The organism is Streptomyces echinoruber (assembly GCF_014651135.1).
GTDB lineage: Bacteria > Actinomycetota > Actinomycetes > Streptomycetales > Streptomycetaceae > Streptomyces > Streptomyces echinoruber.
Genome location: NZ_BMWH01000003.1, coordinates 69,708 through 91,745 on the forward strand (window position 1 = coordinate 69,708; position 22,038 = coordinate 91,745).

Consider the following 22,038-nt stretch of genomic DNA (forward strand, 5'->3'; position numbering starts at 1 on the left):
CCCCCCCCCCCCCCCACCGCCTTGTCCGCATACGTTCGTCCCGCTGCGAGCCGTCGGACCAACGACGGCTCCCCACACGGGAGATCGGGGGTGCACTCGTGCGCATCGGACTGGTGACGGAGGGTGGCTATCCGTACGTGGGCGGTGACGCCGGACCCTGGTGCGACCGGCTCGTGCGCGGGCTCGGGCAGCACGAGTTCGACCTCTACGCGCTCAGCCGCAGCCGGCGGCAGGAGGACGAGGGCTGGGTGCCGCTGCCGCCGCACGTCACCCGGGTACGCACCGCGCCGCTGTGGACCGCCGAGGACGACGGGGCAGCCCCGGGCCGACGCGCGCGCCGGCGCTTCACGGAGTGCTACGGCGAACTCGCGCAGGTGGTGTGCGCCACGCAGGCGGCGAGCGCGGGCCAGGAAGCGAGAGCCGGGGAAGCGAGAGCCGGGCAGGCGGCCAACGCGGGGCAGGCGGCGAGCGCCGGAGAGGCGACGAGTGCCGGAGAGGCGGCGAGCGCCGGGCACCCGGCGCACATCGGCCGTACGGCGCCCGGCGTCCCGGCCCGGGAGAGGTCCGCCGATCTGGCGGACCGTTTCGCCAGCGCGCTGTACGGCCTCGCCGAGCTCGCCCGCGACACCGGCGGACTCACCGGCGCCCTGCGCTCCGAGACCGCCGTACGCGCCCTGGAGCACGCCTGCCGCGCACCCGGCGCCCAGCGCGCCGCCCGCACGGCGCGCGTCCCCGACCTGCTCGCCGTCGCCGCCCACCTCGAACGCGCCCTGCGCCCCCTCTCGCTCGACTGGTACGAGGACGACGGCCTCGGCGCCGTCGACCTCTGCCACGCCACGGCCGGCGGCACCGCCGCCCTGCCCGGCCTGCTCGCCCGCCACTTCACCGGCACACCGCTGCTGGTCACCGAGTACGGGGTGCGGCTGCGCGCGCACTACCTCGCCTCCGGAACCGACGGCACTCCGCCCGCCGTACGCGCCCTGCTCACCGCCTTTCACAGCCGGCTCGGCGCGGAGGTCTACCGCCGGGCGGCGCTCATCACCTCCGGCAACGCCCACACCCGCCGCTGGCAGGAACGCTGCGGCGCCGACCGCGCCAAGCTGCGCACCGTCCACCCGGGCATGGACGCCGCCCCCTTCGCGGAGGTCGGCGAGCAGCCCCAGGACGGTGACCCGGACACGCTGGTGTGGGTCGGCCGCGTCGAACCGGCCAAGGACCTGGTGTCCCTGCTGCACGCCTTCGCCGAGGTGCGCCGGCAGCGACCGGCGGCACGGCTGCGGATCGTGGTCACGGGCACGGGCGCCGAGGGGGAGACCTACCTCGGCCACTGCCGGGCCCTGGCCGCGCAGCTCTTCCCGGACGAGGCCGACGGCCCGCACGCCGTCGGGGACAATCCCGTCTCCTTCGAGGAACTCGGCGGCCCGGAGGCGCCCACCTGCGCCGACGCGTACGCCGCGGGCGCCGTCGTCGTCCTCTCCAGCGTCGTCGAGGGCTTCCCGGCCGGCCTCGTCGAGGCCATGTTCTGCGGCCGCGCCACCGTCTCCACCGACGCCGGCGCGGTCGTCGAGGCCGTCGGCGGCACGGGCGTCGTCGTGCCGCCGCGCAACCCGCGGGCGCTCGCCGGGGCGTGCGTGGCACTGCTGCGCGACCCCGAGCGCCGTGCGCGCCTGGGAGCCGCCGCGCGCGCCCGGGCGCTCGAACTGTTCACCGTCGAGCAGAACATCGCGGCGTTCCACGGCCTGTACCTCGAGACCGTCGCGCGCTGCCCCGTCCGCCGGGCCGCCCTGGACCACGACGGCGAGCCCCTGCCGTTCGCCGTCCCCGCCGAGGCCCACGTCCCCGGCCACTGGGCGGCGGGGCCGCAGGAGAGGGCGGTCCCGGGCGGCGGGATCGCGGCGGTGCCGGGGGACGGGACCGCCGCGGTGCCGGATACCGGAGCGGCCGCAGCCACGCCGGCCCGGGAGGCGGCGCGATGAGCGGGATGAGCGGGCCGGGCGAGCCGTACCGCCCCGGCGCCCCGGCCGGCGCCGGTCCCTGGGACACGCGATCGGAGGCGTGGCTCACCGGGGAAACCGGTGAGGTCAGTGAGGCCGGGGAGACCGGGGAGGAACCTGCGGTGGAGGACGGCGCCGGGCGCGAGGAAGCGCGGTCGCACGGCACCGGCGGAGGCGCGGGCGACGGCGTACGTGCCGGCGCCCACGCCGGACGCTCCGGCACGTACGCCGGGCGCACCGACGTGGGCGCCATCGGGGAAGGCGTGAACCGGACGGACGCCGAGGGCCCGGCCGACGATGCCGGCCGGGCCGCGGAGACAGCGGCCGGGCAGTTCGCCGAGGCAACGGCCGGACAGCCCACCGAGACGGCCGCCGAATCCGGGACGCCGGGCCGCGCCCCCGCCGCCCGCCCCCGCACCGCCCGCCCCCCGGCCACCCCGCGCCGCGCCGGCGCGGACCCGGTCAAGACCCTGATCCACCGGCACCGTGAGCTGTGCGAACGTGCCGTCGACCCGCTGGAGATCGCCGCCGGCCTCGAGGCCCACGGCCTCACCGACCGCACCGCCGCCCGCTTCCGGCACCGGGACGTGTTCTCCCTCGCCGAGGAGATGTACGCGCGCGTGGCGGCCGGCCCGGAGGAGCCTCCGGCCCCCGAGGCCGCGCCCGCACCCCGCGTCCGCGCCGACTGGGCGGTCCGCTCCCTGCTGCCCGGCGCCCTCGCCACGGCCACCGTCGCGGCGCTGCACCTCACTCACGGCCGGACCCGTCTCACGGCCGCCGCCGTCGGCGTCCTCGCCGTCGCCGTCGGGCTGCGCGCCGCCCTGCGCCACGGCCCGCTCGGCATCCCCGGGCGGGCACCGGCCGGCTCCCGCCCGGCGGGAACCGGCACGTGCACCACGTGGCTGCTCGCCTACGCGCTCCTCGGCGACGGCCTCCTGCGCGCCGCCCTCGCCGGTGGCCCCCACCACCTCCCCGACGGCACCGCGGACGGACCCTGGCCCCTGGTCACCGCACCCGTCCTGGCCCTCGCCCTGGCCTGCGCTCCCGCCGCCTGGTGCGCCCACCTCCTCACCGCCCACGCCCGGCGCCGCCTCGCCGCCAGCCGCAACCTGGAGGACTTCACCGCCGGCGCACGACCGCTGCTGCTCGGCACCGTCGCCCTGTTCCTGGGGGCCTCGGCGGGCCTGCTCGCCCTGTGCGCGGCAGCCCTCGACCAGCCCTTTGCACACACCGAATACACCGAGGCATACGCCGAGACCCTCACCCTGGGCGCTCTGCTGCTGCTCGCCCGTCTCCTCGTCGTCCACGGCTTCGCGCACGCCCCGGCCGTCGCCCTGACCGCCGCGGCCGCCGCCGAGGCGACTGCCCTTGCCGTGGTGTTCGCCGCCCGCCTGCCCGGCTGCGCCGCCCTGGCCGTCCCCGTCCGGACGGTGACCGACGCCTGCGGCACGGGCGCCGTCCCGACGCTGGCCTGCGGCGCCGCGGCCCTGGCCCTGCTGCTCCACGCGAGCCGCAGCCTCACCCGCGCCTCCGCCCACACCCGCCACACGGAGGACGACGCATCGTGACCCCCGCCACCCGCCGGGCCCGCACCGCACCCCGCAGGGCCCGGGCCGGGCACGGACGACTCGGAAGCGCACCCGGGAAACGGGACGCAGGGCGCCGGTCCACGGCGGGCGCCTCGCGTCCCCGCCCGTCGGCGCCTCCCCGCCCGTCGGCGCCTCCCCGCCCGTCGGCGCGTCCCCGCCCGTCGGCACATCCCCGCCCGTCGGCACATCCCCGCCCGTCGGCACATCCCCGCCCGTCGGCACATCCCCGCCCGTCGGCACATCCCCGCCCGTCGGCACATCCCCGCCCGTCGGCACATCCCTGTCCCCTCCCACCCGCCCCCGGCGAGGCGCGCCCCGCCCCGCCGCCGCGGGCAACCGCATCACCCCGTTAAGGAGAACACCCAGATGATCACCTCCCGACCCGGAGACACGGCCCCGGGAGCCGCCCGATGAGGGTTCTGCTGATCGGAGCCAACGGCTTCCTCGGCCGGTTCGTCGCCGACCGCCTGCTCGCCGACCCGGCCGTCCAGCTCACCGCGCTCGGCCGCGGCGACGACGCCGACGTCCGTTTCGACCTCGCCACCGGCAGCCCCGGCGCGCTCACCCGCTTCCTCGACGCCGTCCAGCCCGGCGTCGTGATCAACTGCGCCGGCGCCACCCGCGGCGGCGCCCGTGAGCTGATCCGGCACAACACCGTCTCCACGGCCACCGTCTGCGAGGCCCTGCGCCGCAGCGGCTGCGGCGCCCGCCTGGTGCAGCTCGGGTGCAGCTCGGAGTACGGCCCCAGCCAGCCCGGTTCCTCCACCGCCGAGGACGCCGTGCCCCGGCCCGGCGGCCCCTACGGCGTGAGCAAACTCGCCGCCACCGAACTCGTCCTCGGCTCCGGCCTCGACGCCGTGGTGCTGCGCGTGTTCTCCCCGGTCGGGCCGGGCACGCCCGCCGGCTCGCCGCTCGGCCGCCTCGCGGAGGCGATGCGCCGCGCCATGCAGTCCGGCGACGGCGAGCTGAAACTCGGCGGCCTGGGCGCCCAGCGCGACTTCGTCGACGTCCGCGACGTGGCCCGCGCCGTGCACGCCGCCTCGCTCTCCGCCGCGCAGGGCGTCATCAACATCGGCTCCGGCCGGGCGGTGCGCCTGCGCGACGCCGTCGCCGTCCTCGCACGCGTGGCCGGATACGGCGGTGCGCTGCACGAACTGGACGGCCCGCCCGGCGGCCACCACCTCCGCCCCGTCATCGGCCACCCCCGCTCCGACCCCGACCACCCGGCCCCGGTCGCCCACCCCTACCCCGACGGCTGCGGCAGCTGGCAGCAGGCCGACGTGCGCACCGCCCGCGACCGGCTCGGCTGGCGGCCCCGGATCAGCCTCGAGGAATCCCTGGCCGACATCTGGATGGAGGCGGCATGCCGTATGTGACCTCCACCGCGGCCGGCACCGCGAGCACCGACGTCCGCACCGGCTTCGGCGTCCCGGGCCTGGCGCACCCGCTGCTCGCCCCCGCCGAGTGGCACGAACTCGCCCGCCCCGGCACCCCGCTGCACTGGGTCGTCCTCGACGTCGCCACCGGCCCCGGCGCCCACCCCGATCCGCACTGCCTGGAGGCGGCCGGCCGGCTCACCAACGCGGGCGTCCGCGTCCTCGGTCACCTCGATGTGACGAACGGCACCCGGGACCTGGCCGGGCTGGTCTCCGACGCGCACCGGTATCTCGACTGGTACCGGGTGGCCGGCTTCTACCTGGACCGCTGCCCGTCCACCCGCGCCGCCCTGCCCGGCATCCGGCGCGCGGTCACCGTCCTGCGCACGCTCGCCGGTGACGGCGCCCACATCGTCCTCGGACACGGCCGCCACCCCGATCCCGGATACGCCGGGTGCGGCGACCAACTGGTGACCTTCCGCGGCCGGTGGAGCGACTACCGCTGGTCGCAGACGCCCGAGTGGATCGCCGACCACCCGCCCGAGCGCTTCTGCCACTTCGTGCACGGCCTGCCGCGCCCCCACCTCGACGAGGCCCTGCGCATCGCCCGCTGGCAGGGCGCCGCGACGATCTACTTCACCGACCGCACCGGCCGCGGCGACCGCGCGGACCCGTGGACGGATCCCTGGGAGACCATGCCCGGCTACTGGGACGACCTTGTCTCGCGGCTTGGACCAGGTGTCTCGGAATGAAGAAGGCCGTGGCAGTGTTACGAGGAGACCAACCGTAGTGATCGACCGACCAACGGAGTCCCCGTGTCGCTGCCACCCCTGGTCGAGCTGGCTGACGAGCTCACCGTAGACGAGGTCCGCAGGTACTCCCGCCACCTGATCATTCCCGACGTGGGGATGGACGGACAGAAGCGGCTGAAGAACGCCAAGGTGCTCTGCGTGGGCGCCGGCGGCCTGGGCTCGCCGGCGCTGATGTACCTGGCCGCGGCGGGCGTGGGCACGCTCGGCATCGTGGAGTTCGACGAGGTCGACGAGTCGAACCTGCAGCGCCAGATCATCCACAGCCAGTCCGACATCGGTCGCTCCAAGGCCGAGTCCGCACGGGACACGGTCAAGGGCATCAACCCCTACGTGAACGTCGTCCTGCACGAGGAGCGCCTCGACGCCTCCAACGTGATGGACATCTTCAGCCAGTACGACCTGATCGTCGACGGCACCGACAACTTCGCGACCCGCTACCTGGTCAACGACGCCTGCGTGCTGCTGAACAAGCCGTACGTGTGGGGCTCCATCTACCGCTTCGACGGGCAGGCCTCCGTCTTCTGGTCCGAGCACGGCCCCTGCTACCGCTGCCTGTACCCGGAGCCCCCGCCCCCCGGCATGGTCCCCTCCTGCGCCGAGGGCGGCGTCCTGGGCGTGCTGTGCGCGTCCATCGGCTCCATCCAGGTCAACGAGGCGATCAAGCTCCTCGCGGGCATCGGCGAGCCGCTGGTCGGCCGCCTGATGATCTACGACGCCCTGGAGATGCAGTACCGCCAGGTCAAGGTCCGCAAGGACCCCAACTGCGCGGTCTGCGGCGAGAACCCGACCGTCACCGAGCTCATCGACTACGAGGCCTTCTGCGGCGTCGTCTCCGAGGAGGCCCAGGCGGCCGCCGCCGACTCCACGATCACTCCCAAGCAGCTCAAGGAGTGGATCGACGACGGCGAGAACATCGAGATCATCGACGTCCGCGAGCCGAACGAGTACGAGATCGTCTCCATTCCGGGCGCCAAGCTGATCCCGAAGAACGAGTTCCTCATGGGCAACGCCCTGGAGAAGCTCCCGCAGGACAAGAAGATCGTCCTGCATTGCAAGACGGGCGTCCGCAGTGCGGAAGTCCTCGCCGTGCTGAAGTCGGCCGGCTTCGCCGACGCGGTCCACGTGGGCGGCGGCGTCATCGGCTGGGTCAACCAGATCGAGCCGCACAAGCCCGTGTACTGACCCGCGTACTGATCGGCCTCCCCGCCGACCTCAGCGGGACATCGGAAGCCCACGGCTCCGACCGGTTCGGACGATTGGTTCGGACACCGTGGGCTTTCGCCGTCGTCGGCCGGCGACGGGCCTCCTCGCACGGTCCGGAGACGGCCCGAAGACGGCCCGGTCGGCCATGATCCGCCGAGGCCGGGCCGTGCCTCATCATTTCCGTCATGACACTGACCTTCGGACCCGACCGGCAGACCCGCGCATTCGAGTGCGACTGCTGCCACGCTCCCATCGAGCGGTCCTGGAACTTCATTCACTCGGACGGTGCGCCGTACGCGGTGTACTTTGCGAGCTGCTACCACCACCGGGACCGGGATCACGACGCGTGGATAGACGTGATCTTCGGAACCTGGGGTGCCGGACCCGACCAGTGGGACGATCATGTCTCGTTCGCCTGCCGGGTCGGTCCTGTCGTCGGCCAGGACGAGCCGGCCTCCACCCTGGTCATGGCGGGCCTTGCGCACCCCGACGGCCCGCTCTTCGGCCGCAAGCTCGACCGCGAGGCCGCCTTGGGGCATCCACGCCTGCCGGAGTTCTGGCAGGTGTCGGACTTCATCCTGGAGAACGACCCGCTGGTGCGAGGCCACATCTACGGGCGCTGAACGGCTGGACGACCGCTCGACCACCGCCGCCCCCTCCCACAGCCGCCGCCACCGCAGCGCATGGCAGGCGCTCCGGGGGAGGAAGAACGGGAACGCGTCCCGGGAACCGAGCCGTCCCGGTATGCGTGGTCTCGGGCCGGTGTGCCTCCCGGCCCCACGGATCGGTAGCGTCCTTCAGTGTCCGCGTTCATACAACAACTCCCCGCTCTGACAGGAGTTGTCATCGGTTCCCTGGGGTCGTACCTGGCGTGACGCTCAGCGATCGCTCCCGGTTCCGGCGTGAGCAGGCCGTCCGTCGGGAAGACCGACGGCTGACCGCCTGCTCGGCCAACGCTCCGTCCCGCCCCCAAGTCGCCGCCGACGAACGGAAACTGAGAAGGCTCGCCCGGCGGCCGCTGTCAGGGGCCTCCCGCAGTCTCCGGCCATGAGCATGATCGGCGAATACCTGCGCTCGGAGCGCCCGAGTGAGGGCGCCACTGGTACGACGGTCTGACGTAGTTCTTCGAGGCCGCCGCTGCGACGGATACGGATGACGCAATGCTCGTGTGGCTGGATTGAAGAACACGCCCGTTGAAGTTGAGTTGGCCGCCGTCGAACGGGTGCGGCATCTTGTCGCCCTCGGTCTCGTTCGGGGCCCAGTCGACTGCGAGCAGACGCCCGATGGGCGGAGTGATGCCCGACTCCTCCTGGACCTCGCGGATGGCAGCGTGCAGCCTGGACGTCCCGGCCGCTGCGGCAGCGGACGCCCCCGCTGCGGCCGACCCCGCGCGGAGTGAAACCCACCAGGTCGTACCGCTCGCGCAGCCGCGCCACCGTTGGGGCGTACGACGGCAGTGCCGGCACCCCGGGGGCGCCAAGGCCGCCGAAGTCGAACCGCAGCGAGCCGATGCGGTGGCCGTCGGTCGCCCGGACGTGGATCAGGGCGACGCCGATCGTCAAACCCGTCGGTCGCGTCCAGCCCAGCGGTACCTTCAGCGTCGTGCACCGCCACTCCGGCCTGGACGCGGGCGAATTGGCCGCGGTCCCGCACCGTCTCCGGGCGAGGTGCTGCCGTGTGAGCGGGGCGGGCGGCCGGGAAGGTGAGGGCGTGCCGGCAGTCGGTGGCGCTGTCGGCGGCGCGGACTCCTTCCTCCTCGCGTCGCGGCCCGCCCCGGCCGGTCCGCCGCCGCGGCCGGCCGGCAGCATCAGGGCCGCGAGTGCCGCCGTCCACCGCAGGAAACGCCTCATGCGCACATCCCCCCTCACGCGCTGCCCGCACCGGGTCGGCGGGAAGCGGTCAGGCCATCGTAGGGGGATCGCGCCGCGGCCGTGGTGGCCTGTGGATAACGCTCTGAGCAGGGGCTTCGGTGTCTCGGTGGTCAGGAGCAGACGGTCTTGGCGGGCGGTGTCCGGCCCTGGAGCAGATAGCGGTCGACCGCGTTTTGGACGCACGGGTTTCCGCTGTTGTATGCGCCGTGCCCCTGCCCCTTGTACGTCAGTTCCACGCCGACGCCCCGGCCCAGCGCGGCCGCCATCCTCCGCGCGCCCTCGTACGGCGTCGCCGGGTCGCCGGTGTTGCCGATGACGAGGACGGGCGGCGCGCCGGGGGCGCTGACGTCGGGGTGGTCGGCGGCGCCGGGCACGGGCCAGTCGGTGCAGGCGAGCAGGCTCCACGCCAGGTAGGGGCCGAACAGCGGGGAGGCGGCTTGGAATGCGGGGAGCTTCGCCCGCACCTGCCCGACGTCGTAGCGCGGCCTGTCGTCGGCGCAGGTGATGGCGGTGTTGGCGGCGATGATGTTGCTGTACTCGCCGTTCTGGTCGCGGCCGTTCATCGAGTCGGCCAGCAGCTGGAGGACCTCGCCGTCGCCGTTGTACGCCTGTTGGAGGCCCGTGGTGAGGTATTGCCAGAAGTCCTTGGAGTACAGCGCCTGTGCGATGCCGCTGGTGGCCGCGGTCTGGGTCAGCCGTCGTGGGAAGACGCCGGGGATCGGCCGGGCGTCGAGGTTCTTCAGCAACGTGGCGATGCGGCCCTCGACCTCCTGCACGGTGTCGCCGACCGGGCAGCCGCCGGCCTGCGAGGTGCAGCTGCGGGCGAAGTTGTCCAGGGCGTGCTGGAAGCCCTTGGCCTGCGCGAGCGAGGCCTGCTCAGGGGCCTGGGTGGGGTCGACGACCGCGTCGAGGACGGCGCGGCCCACCCGCTTCGGGAACAGGTGGGCGTAGACGCCGCCGAGTTCGGTGCCGTAGGAGATGCCGAAGTAGTACAGCTTGTCGTCGCCGAGCACGTGCCGCATCAGGTCCATGTCCCGGGCCGCGTCGGTGGTGCGCACGTGCGGGAGGATCTTCTGGGAGTGCTTCTCGCAGGCGGCGTTGAACGTTCTGGTGTTCTTCAGGAGTCGGCTGCGTTCGGCGGCGTCGTCGGGGGTGGCGTCCTGCTGGAGGTAGGCGTCCAGCCGGGCGTCGCTCTCGCACTCCACGGGCGCGCTGCGGCCGACGCCGCGCGGGTCGAAGCTGACCAGGTCGTAGCGGGTGCGCAGCTTGTCGTAGTCCCGGGCGAAGGAGGGCAGGGTGGCCACGCCCGAGGCGCCGGGCCCGCCGAAGTTGAACACGAGGGAGCCGATGCGCGGGCCCGGGCCGCGGGCCTTCGCGCGGATCAGTGCGAGGTCGATGGTGTCGCCCTTGGGCTTGTTCCAGTCCAGGGGCGCCTTGAGCGTGGCGCACTGCCATGTGCCGCCGTGCGGCAGCGGGGAAGGCGAGCCGCCGCCCTCGGCCTGGTTCGGGGCGGGGCAGTCCGTCCAGCTCAGCTTCTGCTCCATGGGGTCCCCACCGCTGTCGGAGTCGTCGCTGCATCCGGCCAGCGGGCCGCACAGCAGCAGGGTGGTCGCGGCCAGGGCGGCGGCGCGCGACTGGAGGCGGGAGCGCGGCCGGAGGCGGGGGTGCGACCGAAGGCGGGGGCGCGGCCGGAGGTGGGCGTACGGCCGAAGGCTGGGGCGCGGCCGGGGACGGATCGGCATGCCGCCATCCTGCGCCCGCGGCCGCGAGCCCGCACGCGCACGGAGTGAGGGCCGTCGAGCAGGCGCAGGACGAGACCAAGCAGCGCGAACCCGCAAGCGCGCGGAGTGAGGGGTGCGGGGCGCGCGGGCCGTCCGAGGGACCGCGGCCGCCGCCCCCGCACGCCGGGTGCGGTGCGCTACAGAGCGCCCTTGCGGGTCAGCTGGTTGAACGCCACCCAGCCCGGCAGCACCGGCAGCCACAGCGTCAGCAGCCGGAACAGCAGGACGGCGGGGGCGGCGACCTCCTTCGGCAGGCCGACGGCGATCAGACCGACGGTCAGGGTCGCCTCGACGGCGCCCACGCCGCCGGGGGTGGGGGCGGCCGAACCGAGCGCGTTGCCGGCCAGGAAGACGACGGCGACGCTGGCGATGCTCAAGGAGGTGGAGCCGTCGCCGAAGGCGCGGATCGACGCGTCCAGGCACATCACGAAGGAGGCGGTCAGCAGCAGGGTGCCGCCGATGCCGCTGATCAGCTTCTGCGGCCGCTGGAGCACGTCCAGCATGCGCGGCACGACACCCGCGAACAGCGACCTGACGCGCGTGGCGACGAACTTCCGCAGGAACGGCACGGAGGTCACCACGAGCACCAGCACCGCGACCGTCAGCAGCCCGGCGATGACGGTCCGGGACGGCGACAGGGACGGTGTCTTCTCGGTGCCGGTCAGGTAGCCGAACGACAGCAGCATCAGGATGTGGCAGCCGAGCCCGAACAGCTGCGACGCGCCCACACTCGCCACCGCCAGCCCGGGCCGCACCCCGGCGCGCTGCAGGAAACGCGTGTTGAGGGCGACACCGCCGACCGCGGCCGGCGCGACGATCTTCACGAAGGATCCGGCGACCTGCGCCGCCACCGTCCGTGGCAGCGGCACCCGCTCCGGCACGAAGCCCAGCAGCGCCATGGCCGCCGCCACATAGCTCAGCGCCGAGAACAGCACCGCCGCGGCCACCCAGCCCCACTGGGCGTTGGCGACGAGCGGGCCGAACTCGATGTGCGTGAGCTGCGTCAGCAGGAAGTACGCGCCGATCGCGCCCGCGATGAAGCTGATCAGCGTGCGCGGCCGCACCCGCTCCAGGCGGGCGGGCTCCACCGGCGCCTGCGGCCTGATCCGCAGCACCTGGCGGCGGATCTGGGTGAGCAGGTCCTCCTCGCGCGCCTCCTCCAGGGCCTCGTCGATGGCCCGCTTCTCGGCCCGCGCCTGCGCCCGCAAGACCTTCTTGTCGGGCTTCCCGCCGGGTTTTCCGGCCGTGTCCCCGGCGTGCTCCTGCGCCTCCTCCAGGCGGGTCAGCTTGACCTGCCGGGACGCCTCCAGCACCGCCTCGCGCTCCCGCTGCGCCCGCTCGCGGGCCAGCCGGCGCAGCTCCGCGCGCGTGGCGCGGGTCAGTGCGATCGGCTGCAGCATGGGCAGGCAGTCCGCGACGGCGTCGGGGCCGAGGACGCCCACCGCGGAGGCCACCGCACGCTCGGCACCCACCCGCAGGCCGAGCGTCACCAGCAGCTGGGCGACGTCCATGCGCAGCAGCAGGTCGCCGGCCGCGATCTCGCCGCCGCGCAGCTCGGTGAGGATCACCCTGCCGGAACGATCCACCAGGATCGCGTCACCCGCGAGCCTGCGGTGCGCGATCCGCCGCGACTGCAGCGCCTTGACCTGGTCCCAGGCGTTGCGCAGCAGCTCGTCGGTGATCTCCTCGTCCGGCAGCGAGTCCAGGGTGCGGCCGCCGGTGTGCTCGTAGACCAGCATCACCGCGTCGGGGCCGAGCTCGGAGGTCGCGATCAGCTTGGGCGCGTTCGCCCCGGCCGCGATGGCCGCGTACGCCAGCAGCGCCTCCTGCTCCAGCGCCTGGCGCAGCGACTGCAGGCTGCTGCGGGTGGCGAAGCCGCGCAGGGTGAGGTTGCGCCAGGCACGGTAGAAGAAGCCCTGCGCCTGCTGCTCGCGGTCCACGACCGTGACGTCGAGGGGCGGGCCGTCCTCCAGGGTGACGAAGTAGCGCCGGCCCCGGTCGCCGCTGTCCATGGTGTCCGGCGTCTCCTCGCGCGCGGCGGACACGGGACGGAAGCCGACGGTGCGCAGGCCCGCCATCAGCGTCCGCCCGGTGGGACGGACGTTGGGCGACCCGACGGCGTACAGCGTGCCGTAGGCGACCGTCCAGCCGATCAGCACCGTCAGGATGATCGAGAACGGTGTCGTGTAGCCCGTGACCAACATGGAGAACGCGTCCAGGAGCAGCACGATCCACAGCGCCGCGCGCCAGCGCGGTCTGCGGGACATGCCCACGGCCGTCATGTACGCGATCACCGGGGCGAGGTAGCCGTGCACCGGGTCGGTCAGGGCGTGGGTGTCGCCGGGGGAGGGCTGGGTGAGCGCGTCCTGGATCGACTGCGGGGCGGCCTTGGCGACCCACAGGTCGGTGGCGAGCGTCACCCCGTGCGCGAGGACCGCCGCGAGGACGCCGTCGGCGATGCGCAGCCCGTCGCGTTTGATCAGCCGTTCGATCGCGAAGGCCACCGGCACCAGCAGGATGGCGATGCTGGACACCAGTCCGGCGAGCTTGATCAGCAGGTCGGGCGCCTGTCCGGTGCCCTTGTTGATGTCCTGCTCCAGGCCCGAGGTGGTGCCGTGCGCGAACGCGGCGATCGCCAGCAGCACGCCGACGGCGAGCACGCCCACCAGGAGCCGCATCAGGTCGGAGGGACGGTGCACGCGCGCGGCGAGCAGCGGCTCGTCGCCCTCGACCTCGTCGACGACCTCTTCCGCCTCTTTCGCCTCTTCGGCCTTTTCCGCCGCTTTGGCTACTTCTGTCTCTTCAGCCTCTTTGGTTTCTTCGGTCTCTTTAATCTCTTCGGCTTCTTCGCGGTTCTCCTCGGCGTCCCTGGGGACCGCGGCGTCCCCGGGGTCCGCGGGGTCCGCGGGCCCCGCGGCGGTCCCTTCCCCGCCCCCCGTCGCCTCCGGGCCGGTGTCCGGGCCGGTGTTTGGGCCGGCGGTGTCCGGGCGCGACGAGGCCCCAGAGGTGCCCTCCGCGTCCTCGGGGTGCACACCCTGCTGCTTCATCGTCTCTTCTTGATCTCGTATCACCAGTCACCGCCCGCACGATGGTGGCATGCCGCACCGGCACACGGGGGCGTCAGGGTGCGAATGCGAGGGCGCACAGTCTGCCGGAAGCGCCGCCCCGGGGCGAGGGCCACGCACGGTAACGACTCCATCACACTGTCGGTGGGGTGCGGCAGGATGGGACGGATGAGGGACGAGAGCCTTGCCGGCGGGCCGCCGCCGGCGGACGCCCTGCCCGCGTACGCCGAGCGGGTGCTGGAGGTGGCCGAGCTGATACCACCGGGGCGGGTGATGACGTACGGCGACGTCGCCGAGTGGCTGGGGGAGGGCGGCCCCCGGCAGGTGGGCCGCGTGATGGCGCTGTACGGCGGTGCCGTGCCCTGGTGGCGGGTGGTCCGTGCGGACGGTGTGCTGCTGCCGGGGCACGAGCTGCGCGCGCTCGGTCACTACCGCGCCGAGGGCACGCCCCTGCGGGAGGCGGGCCGCGCGGCCGAGGGCCACCTGCCCCGCATCGACATGAGGCGGGCCCGGTGGGACGGGGGTCGGCAGGCGGCGGACGGTCACATCTGACAGCTTCCGCCACCGGACCGGGCCGTGGGGAGCCGGTGACCCGTCCGGGTGAACGGGGTGACGAACGGCACCGGCGGGGCATGTCGTACGTTCGTGGGTCGAGGGACGGGCGTGGTCCCGGAGCCCCGAGGGAAGATGCGGAACCCCCGCTTCCGCCGTGTTCGCCGGCGTAGCGTCGGCTGCACGCGTCCCCCTCGTCCCGCGGCCACCGCCCTTCCCACGCGGCCGACCGGCCACCCGTCTGCGGGCGCCCCGCGCCGGCAGCGTCAGACCCCAGTACACCCACCAGGACCGGCGAACCACGTGAGCTCCTCTTCCTCCCCCAGGCACCTGCCGCACCCCCCGGTGCGGCAGGGGAACCGTGGCGCTTACCGACTGGTCCGTACCCCGCCGGCCCGTCCGGATCCCCTTCGTCTGGACGCCGCACAGCGCGCCGTGGTTGACCACGACACCGGCCCGCTGCTCGTCCTCGCCGGTCCCGGCACCGGCAAGACGACCACGCTGGTGGAGTCGGTGGCCGCCCGGATCGCCCGCGGCGGCGACCCGGAGCGCATCCTGGTGCTGACGTTCAGCCGCCGGGCGGCCGTCGACCTGCGCGACCGCATGGCCCTGCGCATCGGCGCGGCCCGCGCCCCCCAGGCGACCACCTTCCACTCGTACTGCTACGCCCTGGTCCGCGCCCACCAGGACAGCGGCCTGTTCGCCGAACCGCTGCGGCTGCTGTCCGGACCCGAGCAGGACGTGGCCGTCCGGGAACTGCTCGCGGGCCAGCCGGAGCTGGAGCGCCTCGGCCTGGCGCACGTGCGCTGGCCGGACGACCTGCGCGCCTGCCTGACCACGCGCGGCTTCGCCGACGAGGTGCGCGCGGTCCTCGCCCGCAGCCGCGAACTCGGCCTCGGCCCCGACACCCTGGACGCCTTCGCCCGCCGCGTGGGCCGCCCGGACTGGCAGGCCGCGGCCGCCTTCCTCGCCGAGTACCTCGACGTCCTGGACCTGCGGGGCGTGATCGACTACGCGGAGCTGGTCCACCGCGCGGTCCTGCTCGCCCGCCGCCCCGCGGTCGCCGCGGAGCTCGCCGCCCGCTACGACGCCGTCTATGTCGACGAGTACCAGGACACCGACCCGGCCCAGGTGCGGCTGCTGCACGCCCTGGCCGGCGGCGGCCGCACCCTGGTCGCCTTCGGGGACCCCGACCAGTCGATCTACGCGTTCCGCGGCGCCGACGTGAACGGCATCCTCGACTTCCCGCACGCCTTCCGCCGCGCCGACGGCCGCCCCGCGCGCGTGGAGGTGCTGCGCACCTGCCGCCGCTCCGGTGCCGCCCTGCTGGCAGCCACCCGGCAGCTCACCCAGCGGATGCCGCTCACCCGGCTCCCGGCCGACAAGGTGCGCGCCCACCGGGAACTCGTCCCCGCGCGTGACGGAGGCCGCGTCGAGGTGTACACGTACCCGACGCCCGGCACCGAGCTGGACAACATCGCCGACATCCTCCGCCGCGCGCATCTGGAGGACAAGGTCCCGTGGAGCGAGATGGCCGTCCTGGTGCGCGCCGGCTCCCGCACGCTTCCCACGCTCCGCCGCGCCCTCACGGCGGCCGGCGTCCCCGTGGACGTCGACGGCGACGACGTCCCGCTGCGCCACGAACCGGCGGTGGCCCCGCTGCTGACCGCCCTGCGGGCGGTGGCCTCGGCGGAGGCGGAGATGTGCGGAGCGGCTGGGCGGGCCGGGGAGACGGAGGAGACGGAGGGGACGGAGGAGACGGAGGAGACGGAGGAGACCGAAGAGACCGAAGAGACGGAACAGCCCGCCGATGCCCCGCAAACCGACGCCCCGGGACGGCCCGCCGGCGCTCCTGAAGCCGACACCTCCGGGCAATCCGCCGACGCTTCTGAAGCCGACGCCTCCCGGCAACCCGCCCACACCCCCGCGGCCGACGCCTGCTGGCTCGACCCCGAGACCGCGCTCACCCTGCTCACCTCCCCGCTGGCCGGCATGGACGCCGCCGACCTGCGGCGCCTGGGCCGTGCGCTGCGCGACGAGGAGCGCGCGGCGGGCAACCCGCTGCCGCCGCCGTCGGACGTGCTGCTCGCGCGGGCGCTGGCCGAACCGGAGCGGCTGGCCGTGCACGACCCGGCGTACGCGCGCGGGGCCCAGCGCCTGGGCGCGCTGCTCAGGAAGGCCCGGGAGCGCCTGGCGGGCGGCGGCACGGCCGAGGAGGCGCTGTGGGACCTGTGGGAGGGCACGCCGTGGCCCGCGCGCCTGGCCAGGGCCGCCCGGCGCGGCGGCGCGGCGGGCCGCAACGCCGACCGCGACCTCGACGCCGTGTGCGCCCTGTTCGCGACCGCCGCGCGCGCCGAGGAGCGCACCGGCGGCCAGGGCGCTCTGAACTTCCTGGAGGAGATCGAGTCCGAGGACTTCGCCGCCGACACCCTCACCCGGCGCGTCGTACGTCCCGACGCCGTGCGTCTGATGACCGCGCACCGCTCCAAGGGCCTGCAGTGGCGGCTGGTGGTCGTCGCCGGCGTCCAGGAGGGCCTGTGGCCCGACCTGCGGCGCCGCGGCTCCCTGCTGGAGGCCGACCGGATCGGCCGCGACGGACTCGCCGAACCGCTGACCCAGGCGGCCCTGCTCGCGGAGGAGCGCCGCCTGTTCTACGTCGCCGCCACGCGCGCGCGTGAACGCCTGGTCGTCACCGCCGTCAAGGCGCCCGCGGACGACGGCGACCAGCCCTCCCGCTTCCTGACCGAGCTCGGCGTCGAACCCCGCGACGTCACCGGCCGCCCGCGCCGCCCGCTGTCCGTGGCCGCGCTCGTCGCCGAGCTGCGCGCCACGACCGTCGACCCGCGCGCCTCGGAAGCACTGCGCGCGGCCGCCGCGCGTCGGCTGGCCCGGCTGGCCGCACTCGTCGACGAGGACGGCCGCCCCCTGGTCCCGGCCGCCCACCCCTACCGCTGGTGGGGCATGTTCGAACCGACCGAGTGCAAGGTCCCGCTGCGCGACCGCGACAAGCCCGTGGTGCTCTCCGGCAGCGCCCTGGAGCAGCTCGCGAACACCTGCGCCCTGCAGTGGTTCCTCGGCCGCGAGGTCAAGGCGGACACGCCCGCCACGGCGGCCCAGGGCTTCGGCAACGTCGTGCACGTCCTGGCCGACGAGGTCGCCTCGGGCCGCACCCCCGCCGACCTCGCCGTCCTCATGGAGCGACTGGAGTCGGTGTGGGACGCGCTCGCCTTCGACGCGCCGTGGAAGTCGGCGCAGGAGCGGGAGAACGCGCGCGTGGCGCTCGAACGCTTCCTGAGGTGGCACGTCATGGACCGCGGCGGACGCACCCCGGTGGCCAGCGAACACGACTTCGATGTGACCCTGAAGGCCGGCGACTACGAGGTGCGCATCCGCGGCCGGATGGACCGCGTCGAGGCCGACGGCGACGGCCGCGCCTACGTCGTCGATTTCAAGACCGGCAAGCAGGCGCCCAGCGGCGCCGAGGTGGACCGCCACCCGCAGCTCGCCGTCTACCAGCTCGCCGTCCGCGAGGGCGCCGTGGACCGCGCCTTCGACGGGGTACGGCCGGAGCCCGGCGGCGCCGAACTCGTGCAGCTGCGCCAGGGCGCCGCCCGGCGCGACGGCGGCGACGGCCTGCCCAAGGTGCAGGCCCAGGGCCCCCTGGAGGGGGACTGGGTCGGCGAGTTGCTCGCCACCGCGGCCGGCAAGGTCCTCGACGAACGCTTCACCCCGACCACCGGCCAGCACTGTGCGCAGTGCTCCTTCCGGGCGTCGTGCAGCGCCCGCCCCGAGGGGCGGCACATCGTCGACTGACACCGGCACGCGGAGCCGGCCGGCAGGCGGTCGACAGCCGGTCGGCAGGCGAGGCCGGGGGAGGGACAGGCAAGGACAAGCGAGGGACAGGCGAGGACGAGCGCGGGACGGGCGAGGACAAACCTGGGGCAGGCGAGCGGCAGGTGAGGGGCGGCCGCGTGACACCGGGATGAGGGCGGCAGAATGACACCGGTGTGAGAAACCGCACCACGTCTGACGACCTGCGTGCCCCGCTCCCCGGAAGACGTTCCCGTACCGCTTGTCAGTGGCCGCCACTAGCCTCTCCGGCATGCCCGCTCGCATCACCGACCCCGAGCAGCTCAAGGAGCTCCTCGGCATCCCGTTCACCCCGGAGCAGACGGCCTGCATCACGGCACCGCCCGCTCCGCAGGTGATCGTGGCGGGAGCCGGTTCCGGCAAGACGACGGTGATGGCCGCGCGCGTGGTGTGGCTGGTCGGCACCGGCCAGGTCGCCCCCGAGCAGGTCCTCGGCCTCACCTTCACCAACAAGGCCGCCGGCGAGCTCGCCGAACGCGTCCGCAAGGCCCTGGTCAAGGCGGGCGTCACCGACCCGGACGCGTTCGACCCCGACCACCCGCCGGGCGAGCCGGTGATCTCGACGTACCACTCCTTCGCCGGACGCCTGCTGACCGACCACGGCCTGCGCATCGGGCTGGAGCCGACGTCCCGCCTGCTCGCCGACGCCACCCGCTACCAGCTCGCCGCCCGCGTCCTGCGCGAGGCCCCGGGCCCCTACCCGGCACTCACCCGCTCCTTTCCGGACCTGGTCAGCGACCTGCTCGCCCTCGACGCCGAACTCGCCGAGCACCTGGTCGACCCGGAGCGGCTGCGCGCCTGGGACGGCGAGCTGCTGCGCACCCTGGAGGGTGTCAGGCTCACCAACGCCGACCTGCGCAAGGTGCACGAGGCGGCCGCCGCCCGCCGCGAACTGGCCGAGCTGGTGCAGCGCTACCGGGCCGCCAAGCGCGAGCGGGACCTGCTCGACTTCGGCGACCAGATCGCTCTGGCCGCCCGGCTCGCCGGACTGCCCGAGGTGGGCCGCATCCTGCGCGACGAGTTCCGGGTCGTCCTGCTCGACGAGTACCAGGACACCTCGGTGGCCCAGCGCGTGCTGCTGGCCGGCCTGTTCGGCGGCGGCACCGGCCACCCCGTCACCGCCGTCGGCGACCCCTGCCAGGCCATCTACGGCTGGCGCGGCGCGTCCGTCGCCAACCTCGACGACTTCCCCGCGCACTTCCCGCACGCCGACGGCCGCCCCGCCACCCGCCAGGCGCTCAGCGAGAACCGCCGCAGCGGCGGCCGCCTCCTCGACCTCGCCAACGGCCTCGCCGCACCCCTGCGCGCCCTGCACGCGGGCGTGGAGGCGCTGCGCCCGGCCCCCGGCGCCGAGCGCGACGGCCTGGTGCGCTGCGCCCTGCTGCGCACCCACGCCGAGGAGATCGAGTGGGTCGCCGACTCCATCGCCCACCTCGTGCGCACCGGCACCCCGCCCGGCGAGATCGCCGTGCTGTGCCGTACGGCGAACGACTTCGCCGAGATCCAGGGCGCGCTGGTCGCCCGCGACGTCCCCGTCGAGGTGGTCGGCCTCTCCGGTCTGCTGCACCTGCCCGAGATCGCCGACCTGGTCGCCATGTGCGAGGTCCTGCAGGACCCGGGCGCCAACGCCGCCCTCGTCCGCATCCTCACCGGCCCCCGCTGGCGCATCGGCCCGCGCGACCTCGCCCTCCTCGGGCGGCGGGCCCGGCTCCTCGTGGCGCGCACGCGCGTGGACGCCGGCGACGACCCGGAGCGCCGGCTCGCCGAGGCCGTCGAGGGCACCGACCCCGCCGAGGTGATCTCGCTCGCCGACGCCCTGGACACGTTCCTGGAGACCCCGCTGGACGGCAGCGGGGACGACGACGGGCTGCCGTTCTCCCCGGACGCGCGCGTGCGCTTCGCGCGGCTCGCCGCCGAACTGCGCGACCTGCGCCGCTCCCTCGCCGACCCGCTCATGGACGTCCTGCACCGCGTCCTCGCCGTCACCGGCCTGGAGGTGGAGCTGTCGGCGTCCCCGCACGCCCTGGCCGCCCGCCGGCGCGAGACCCTGTCGAACTTCCTCGACATCGCCGCCTCCTTCGCCGCCAACGACAGCGAGGCGAGTCTGCTGGCCTTCCTCGGCTTCCTGCGCACCGCCGCCCAGTACGAGAAGGGCCTCGACAACGCCCTGCCCGGCGGGGAGAACACCGTCAAGGTGCTCACCGCCCACAAGTCCAAGGGCCTGGAGTGGGACGTCGTCGCCGTCCCCGGCCTGGTCACCGGCACCTTCCCCAGCACCCAGGGCCGCGAGAGATGGACCGCCCAGGGCCGGGTCCTGCCGCACGCGCTGCGCGGCGACGCCGACACCCTGCCCGACGTCGTCGACTGGGACGCGCGCGGCCTGAAGGCCTTCCAGGAAGCCATGAGGGAACACCAGCACACCGAGGAACTCCGCCTCGGCTACGTCACCTTCACCCGCCCCCGCACCCTGCTGCTGGGCTCCGGCCACTGGTGGGGCCCCACCCAGAAGAAGCCCCGCGGCCCCTCCGCCTTCCTGCAGGCCCTGTACGACCACTGCGCCGCGGGGCACGGCGAGATCGAGGTCTGGGCGGACGCGCCAGAGGAGGGCGAGGAGAACCCCGCCCTGCACCGGGAGACCGCCAACACGGTCTGGCCGCTGCCTTTGGACGAGGCCGCCCTGGCCCGCCGGCGCGCGGCCGCCGAGACGGTCCTGGCCCACCTGGAGGAGGTCGCCTCCCCCACGGACGGCCACCGCCACCCCGCGGCCGTGGACGACCCCGTCGCCTGGGAGGACCCCGACTGGCCGACACCGCCGAACGACGACGAGTTCCCCCACGGCTTCCACCCCGAGGACGCGCCGGAACCGCACGACCCGACCGAACTCCACGACCCGGCCGATCTCCACGAGCCGGCCGGTCACCACGACCCGGCCGAGCCCTATCTCCACGACCCGGCCGAGCCCTACGTCGAAGACCCCGCGCTCCACGACCGGGTCCCGTTCGACCAGGACCTGTCCGACCAGGACCTGTCCGACCAGGACCCGTTCGACCAGGACCCGTTCGACCAGGATCCCCCCGACCGGAACCCATGGCCGGCGCGGCGTCCCGCCGTCCCCCACCCGACGCCCGTCCCGGAGGCGCCCTCCCGCCGCCCACGCCCCACCGAGCCGGAACCCGAGCGGCTCACCCCCGAGGAGGCCCGCCTCGTCGCCTCCTGGGACCGTGACCTGGACGCGCTCACCGGCGAACTCCTGCGTGCCCGGCAGCACGTCACCGACGTGCCCCTGCCGGTGTCCCTGACCGCGTCGCAGCTGCTGCGCCTGGCGCAGGACCCCGACGGCCTCGCCCAGGAGCTCGCCCGGCCCATGCCGCGCCCGCCGCAGCCCGCGGCGCGTCGCGGCACCCGCTTCCACGCGTGGGTCGAGTCCCGCTTCGAGGAACTGCGCCTGCCCCTGCTGGAACCCGACGAACTGCCCGGCACCGACGCCGAGATCGCCGACGAACGCGACCTGGAGGCCCTCAAGGAGGCCTTCGAGCGCACCGAGTACGCCCACCGCACGCCCTACCGCGTCGAGGCCCCCTTCCAGCTCGCACTCGCCGGGCGCGTGGTGCGGGGCCGCATCGACGCCGTCTACAAGACGGGCGACGGCGACACGGCGACGTACGAGATCGTCGACTGGAAGACGGGCCGCAGCGGCAGCGGCGACCCGCTGCAGCTCGCGGTGTACCGGCTCGCCTGGGCCGAACAGCAGGGCGTGCCGCTGGAGTCGGTCACGGCCGCCTTCCTGTACGTGCGCACCGGCGAGGTCGTACGGCCCGAGGGCCTGCCGGACCGGGCGGCCCTGGAGCGCCTGCTCGCGCCGGATGCGGCCCCCGGCGGGGCGGACGGGGAACCGCCGGACGGGCACGCCGGGGCGGGCCGATAG

General features: G+C 74.6%; 11 protein-coding genes. 9 read left to right on the top strand and 2 right to left on the bottom strand.

The features are described 5' to 3' along the window. The first annotated feature begins 98 nt into the window (after positions 1 to 98). The 6 genes from IE225_RS05415 (at position 99) to IE225_RS05440 (ending at position 7,597) form a co-directional block, all read left to right on the top strand. The gene (locus IE225_RS05415; RefSeq protein ID WP_190056175.1) at positions 99 to 1,976 is read left to right on the top strand and encodes a DUF3492 domain-containing protein; all 1,878 of its coding nucleotides are present in this window, start codon (positions 99 to 101) and stop codon (positions 1,974 to 1,976) included. Then, positions 1,973 to 3,562, top strand: a complete 1,590-nt coding sequence (locus tag IE225_RS05420; protein ID WP_229879267.1) for a hypothetical protein — start codon at positions 1,973 to 1,975, stop codon at positions 3,560 to 3,562. The genes IE225_RS05415 and IE225_RS05420 overlap by 4 nt, the downstream gene beginning before the upstream one ends. Before the next feature lie 431 nt (positions 3,563 to 3,993). After that, positions 3,994 to 4,959, top strand: coding sequence for an NAD-dependent epimerase/dehydratase family protein (locus IE225_RS05425; protein WP_190056176.1), 966 nt, complete (start codon positions 3,994 to 3,996; stop codon positions 4,957 to 4,959). After that, positions 4,947 to 5,711: a spherulation-specific family 4 protein gene (locus IE225_RS05430; protein ID WP_190056177.1), complete on the top strand. Its 765-nt coding sequence runs from the start codon at positions 4,947 to 4,949 to the stop codon at positions 5,709 to 5,711. Before IE225_RS05425 ends, IE225_RS05430 begins: the two co-directional genes overlap by 13 nt. Before the next feature lie 63 nt (positions 5,712 to 5,774). Then, positions 5,775 to 6,953, top strand: coding sequence for an adenylyltransferase/sulfurtransferase MoeZ (moeZ, locus tag IE225_RS05435; RefSeq protein WP_190056178.1), 1,179 nt, complete (start codon positions 5,775 to 5,777; stop codon positions 6,951 to 6,953). Positions 6,954 to 7,159: 206 nt separating this feature from the next. Beyond that, the gene (locus IE225_RS05440; protein ID WP_190056179.1) at positions 7,160 to 7,597 is read left to right on the top strand and encodes a hypothetical protein; all 438 of its coding nucleotides are present in this window, start codon (positions 7,160 to 7,162) and stop codon (positions 7,595 to 7,597) included. A 1,358-nt stretch (positions 7,598 to 8,955) separates the two neighbouring features. On the opposite strand, the gene IE225_RS05445 is transcribed toward IE225_RS05440, so the two are convergent. Together IE225_RS05445 and IE225_RS05450 are read right to left on the bottom strand one after the other, a co-directional pair. After that, positions 8,956 to 10,587 carry an alpha/beta hydrolase gene (locus IE225_RS05445; RefSeq protein ID WP_190056180.1) on the bottom strand — a complete coding sequence of 544 codons (1,632 nt, stop codon included), beginning with the start codon at positions 10,585 to 10,587 and terminating at the stop codon, positions 8,956 to 8,958. A 176-nt stretch (positions 10,588 to 10,763) separates the two neighbouring features. After that, positions 10,764 to 13,673, bottom strand: coding sequence for a lysylphosphatidylglycerol synthase domain-containing protein (locus IE225_RS05450; protein WP_190056181.1), 2,910 nt, complete (start codon positions 13,671 to 13,673; stop codon positions 10,764 to 10,766). A 186-nt stretch (positions 13,674 to 13,859) separates the two neighbouring features. On the opposite strand from IE225_RS05450, the gene IE225_RS05455 reads away from it, so the two are divergent. The 3 genes from IE225_RS05455 (at position 13,860) to IE225_RS05465 (ending at position 22,038) form a co-directional block, all read left to right on the top strand. After that, positions 13,860 to 14,243: an MGMT family protein gene (locus IE225_RS05455; protein WP_190056182.1), complete on the top strand. Its 384-nt coding sequence runs from the start codon at positions 13,860 to 13,862 to the stop codon at positions 14,241 to 14,243. Between the two features lie 303 nt (positions 14,244 to 14,546). Next, positions 14,547 to 18,056 carry an ATP-dependent helicase gene (locus tag IE225_RS05460; protein ID WP_190056183.1) on the top strand — a complete coding sequence of 1,170 codons (3,510 nt, stop codon included), beginning with the start codon at positions 14,547 to 14,549 and terminating at the stop codon, positions 18,054 to 18,056. A 289-nt stretch (positions 18,057 to 18,345) separates the two neighbouring features. Further along, the gene (locus tag IE225_RS05465; RefSeq protein WP_190056184.1) at positions 18,346 to 22,038 is read left to right on the top strand and encodes an ATP-dependent DNA helicase; all 3,693 of its coding nucleotides are present in this window, start codon (positions 18,346 to 18,348) and stop codon (positions 22,036 to 22,038) included.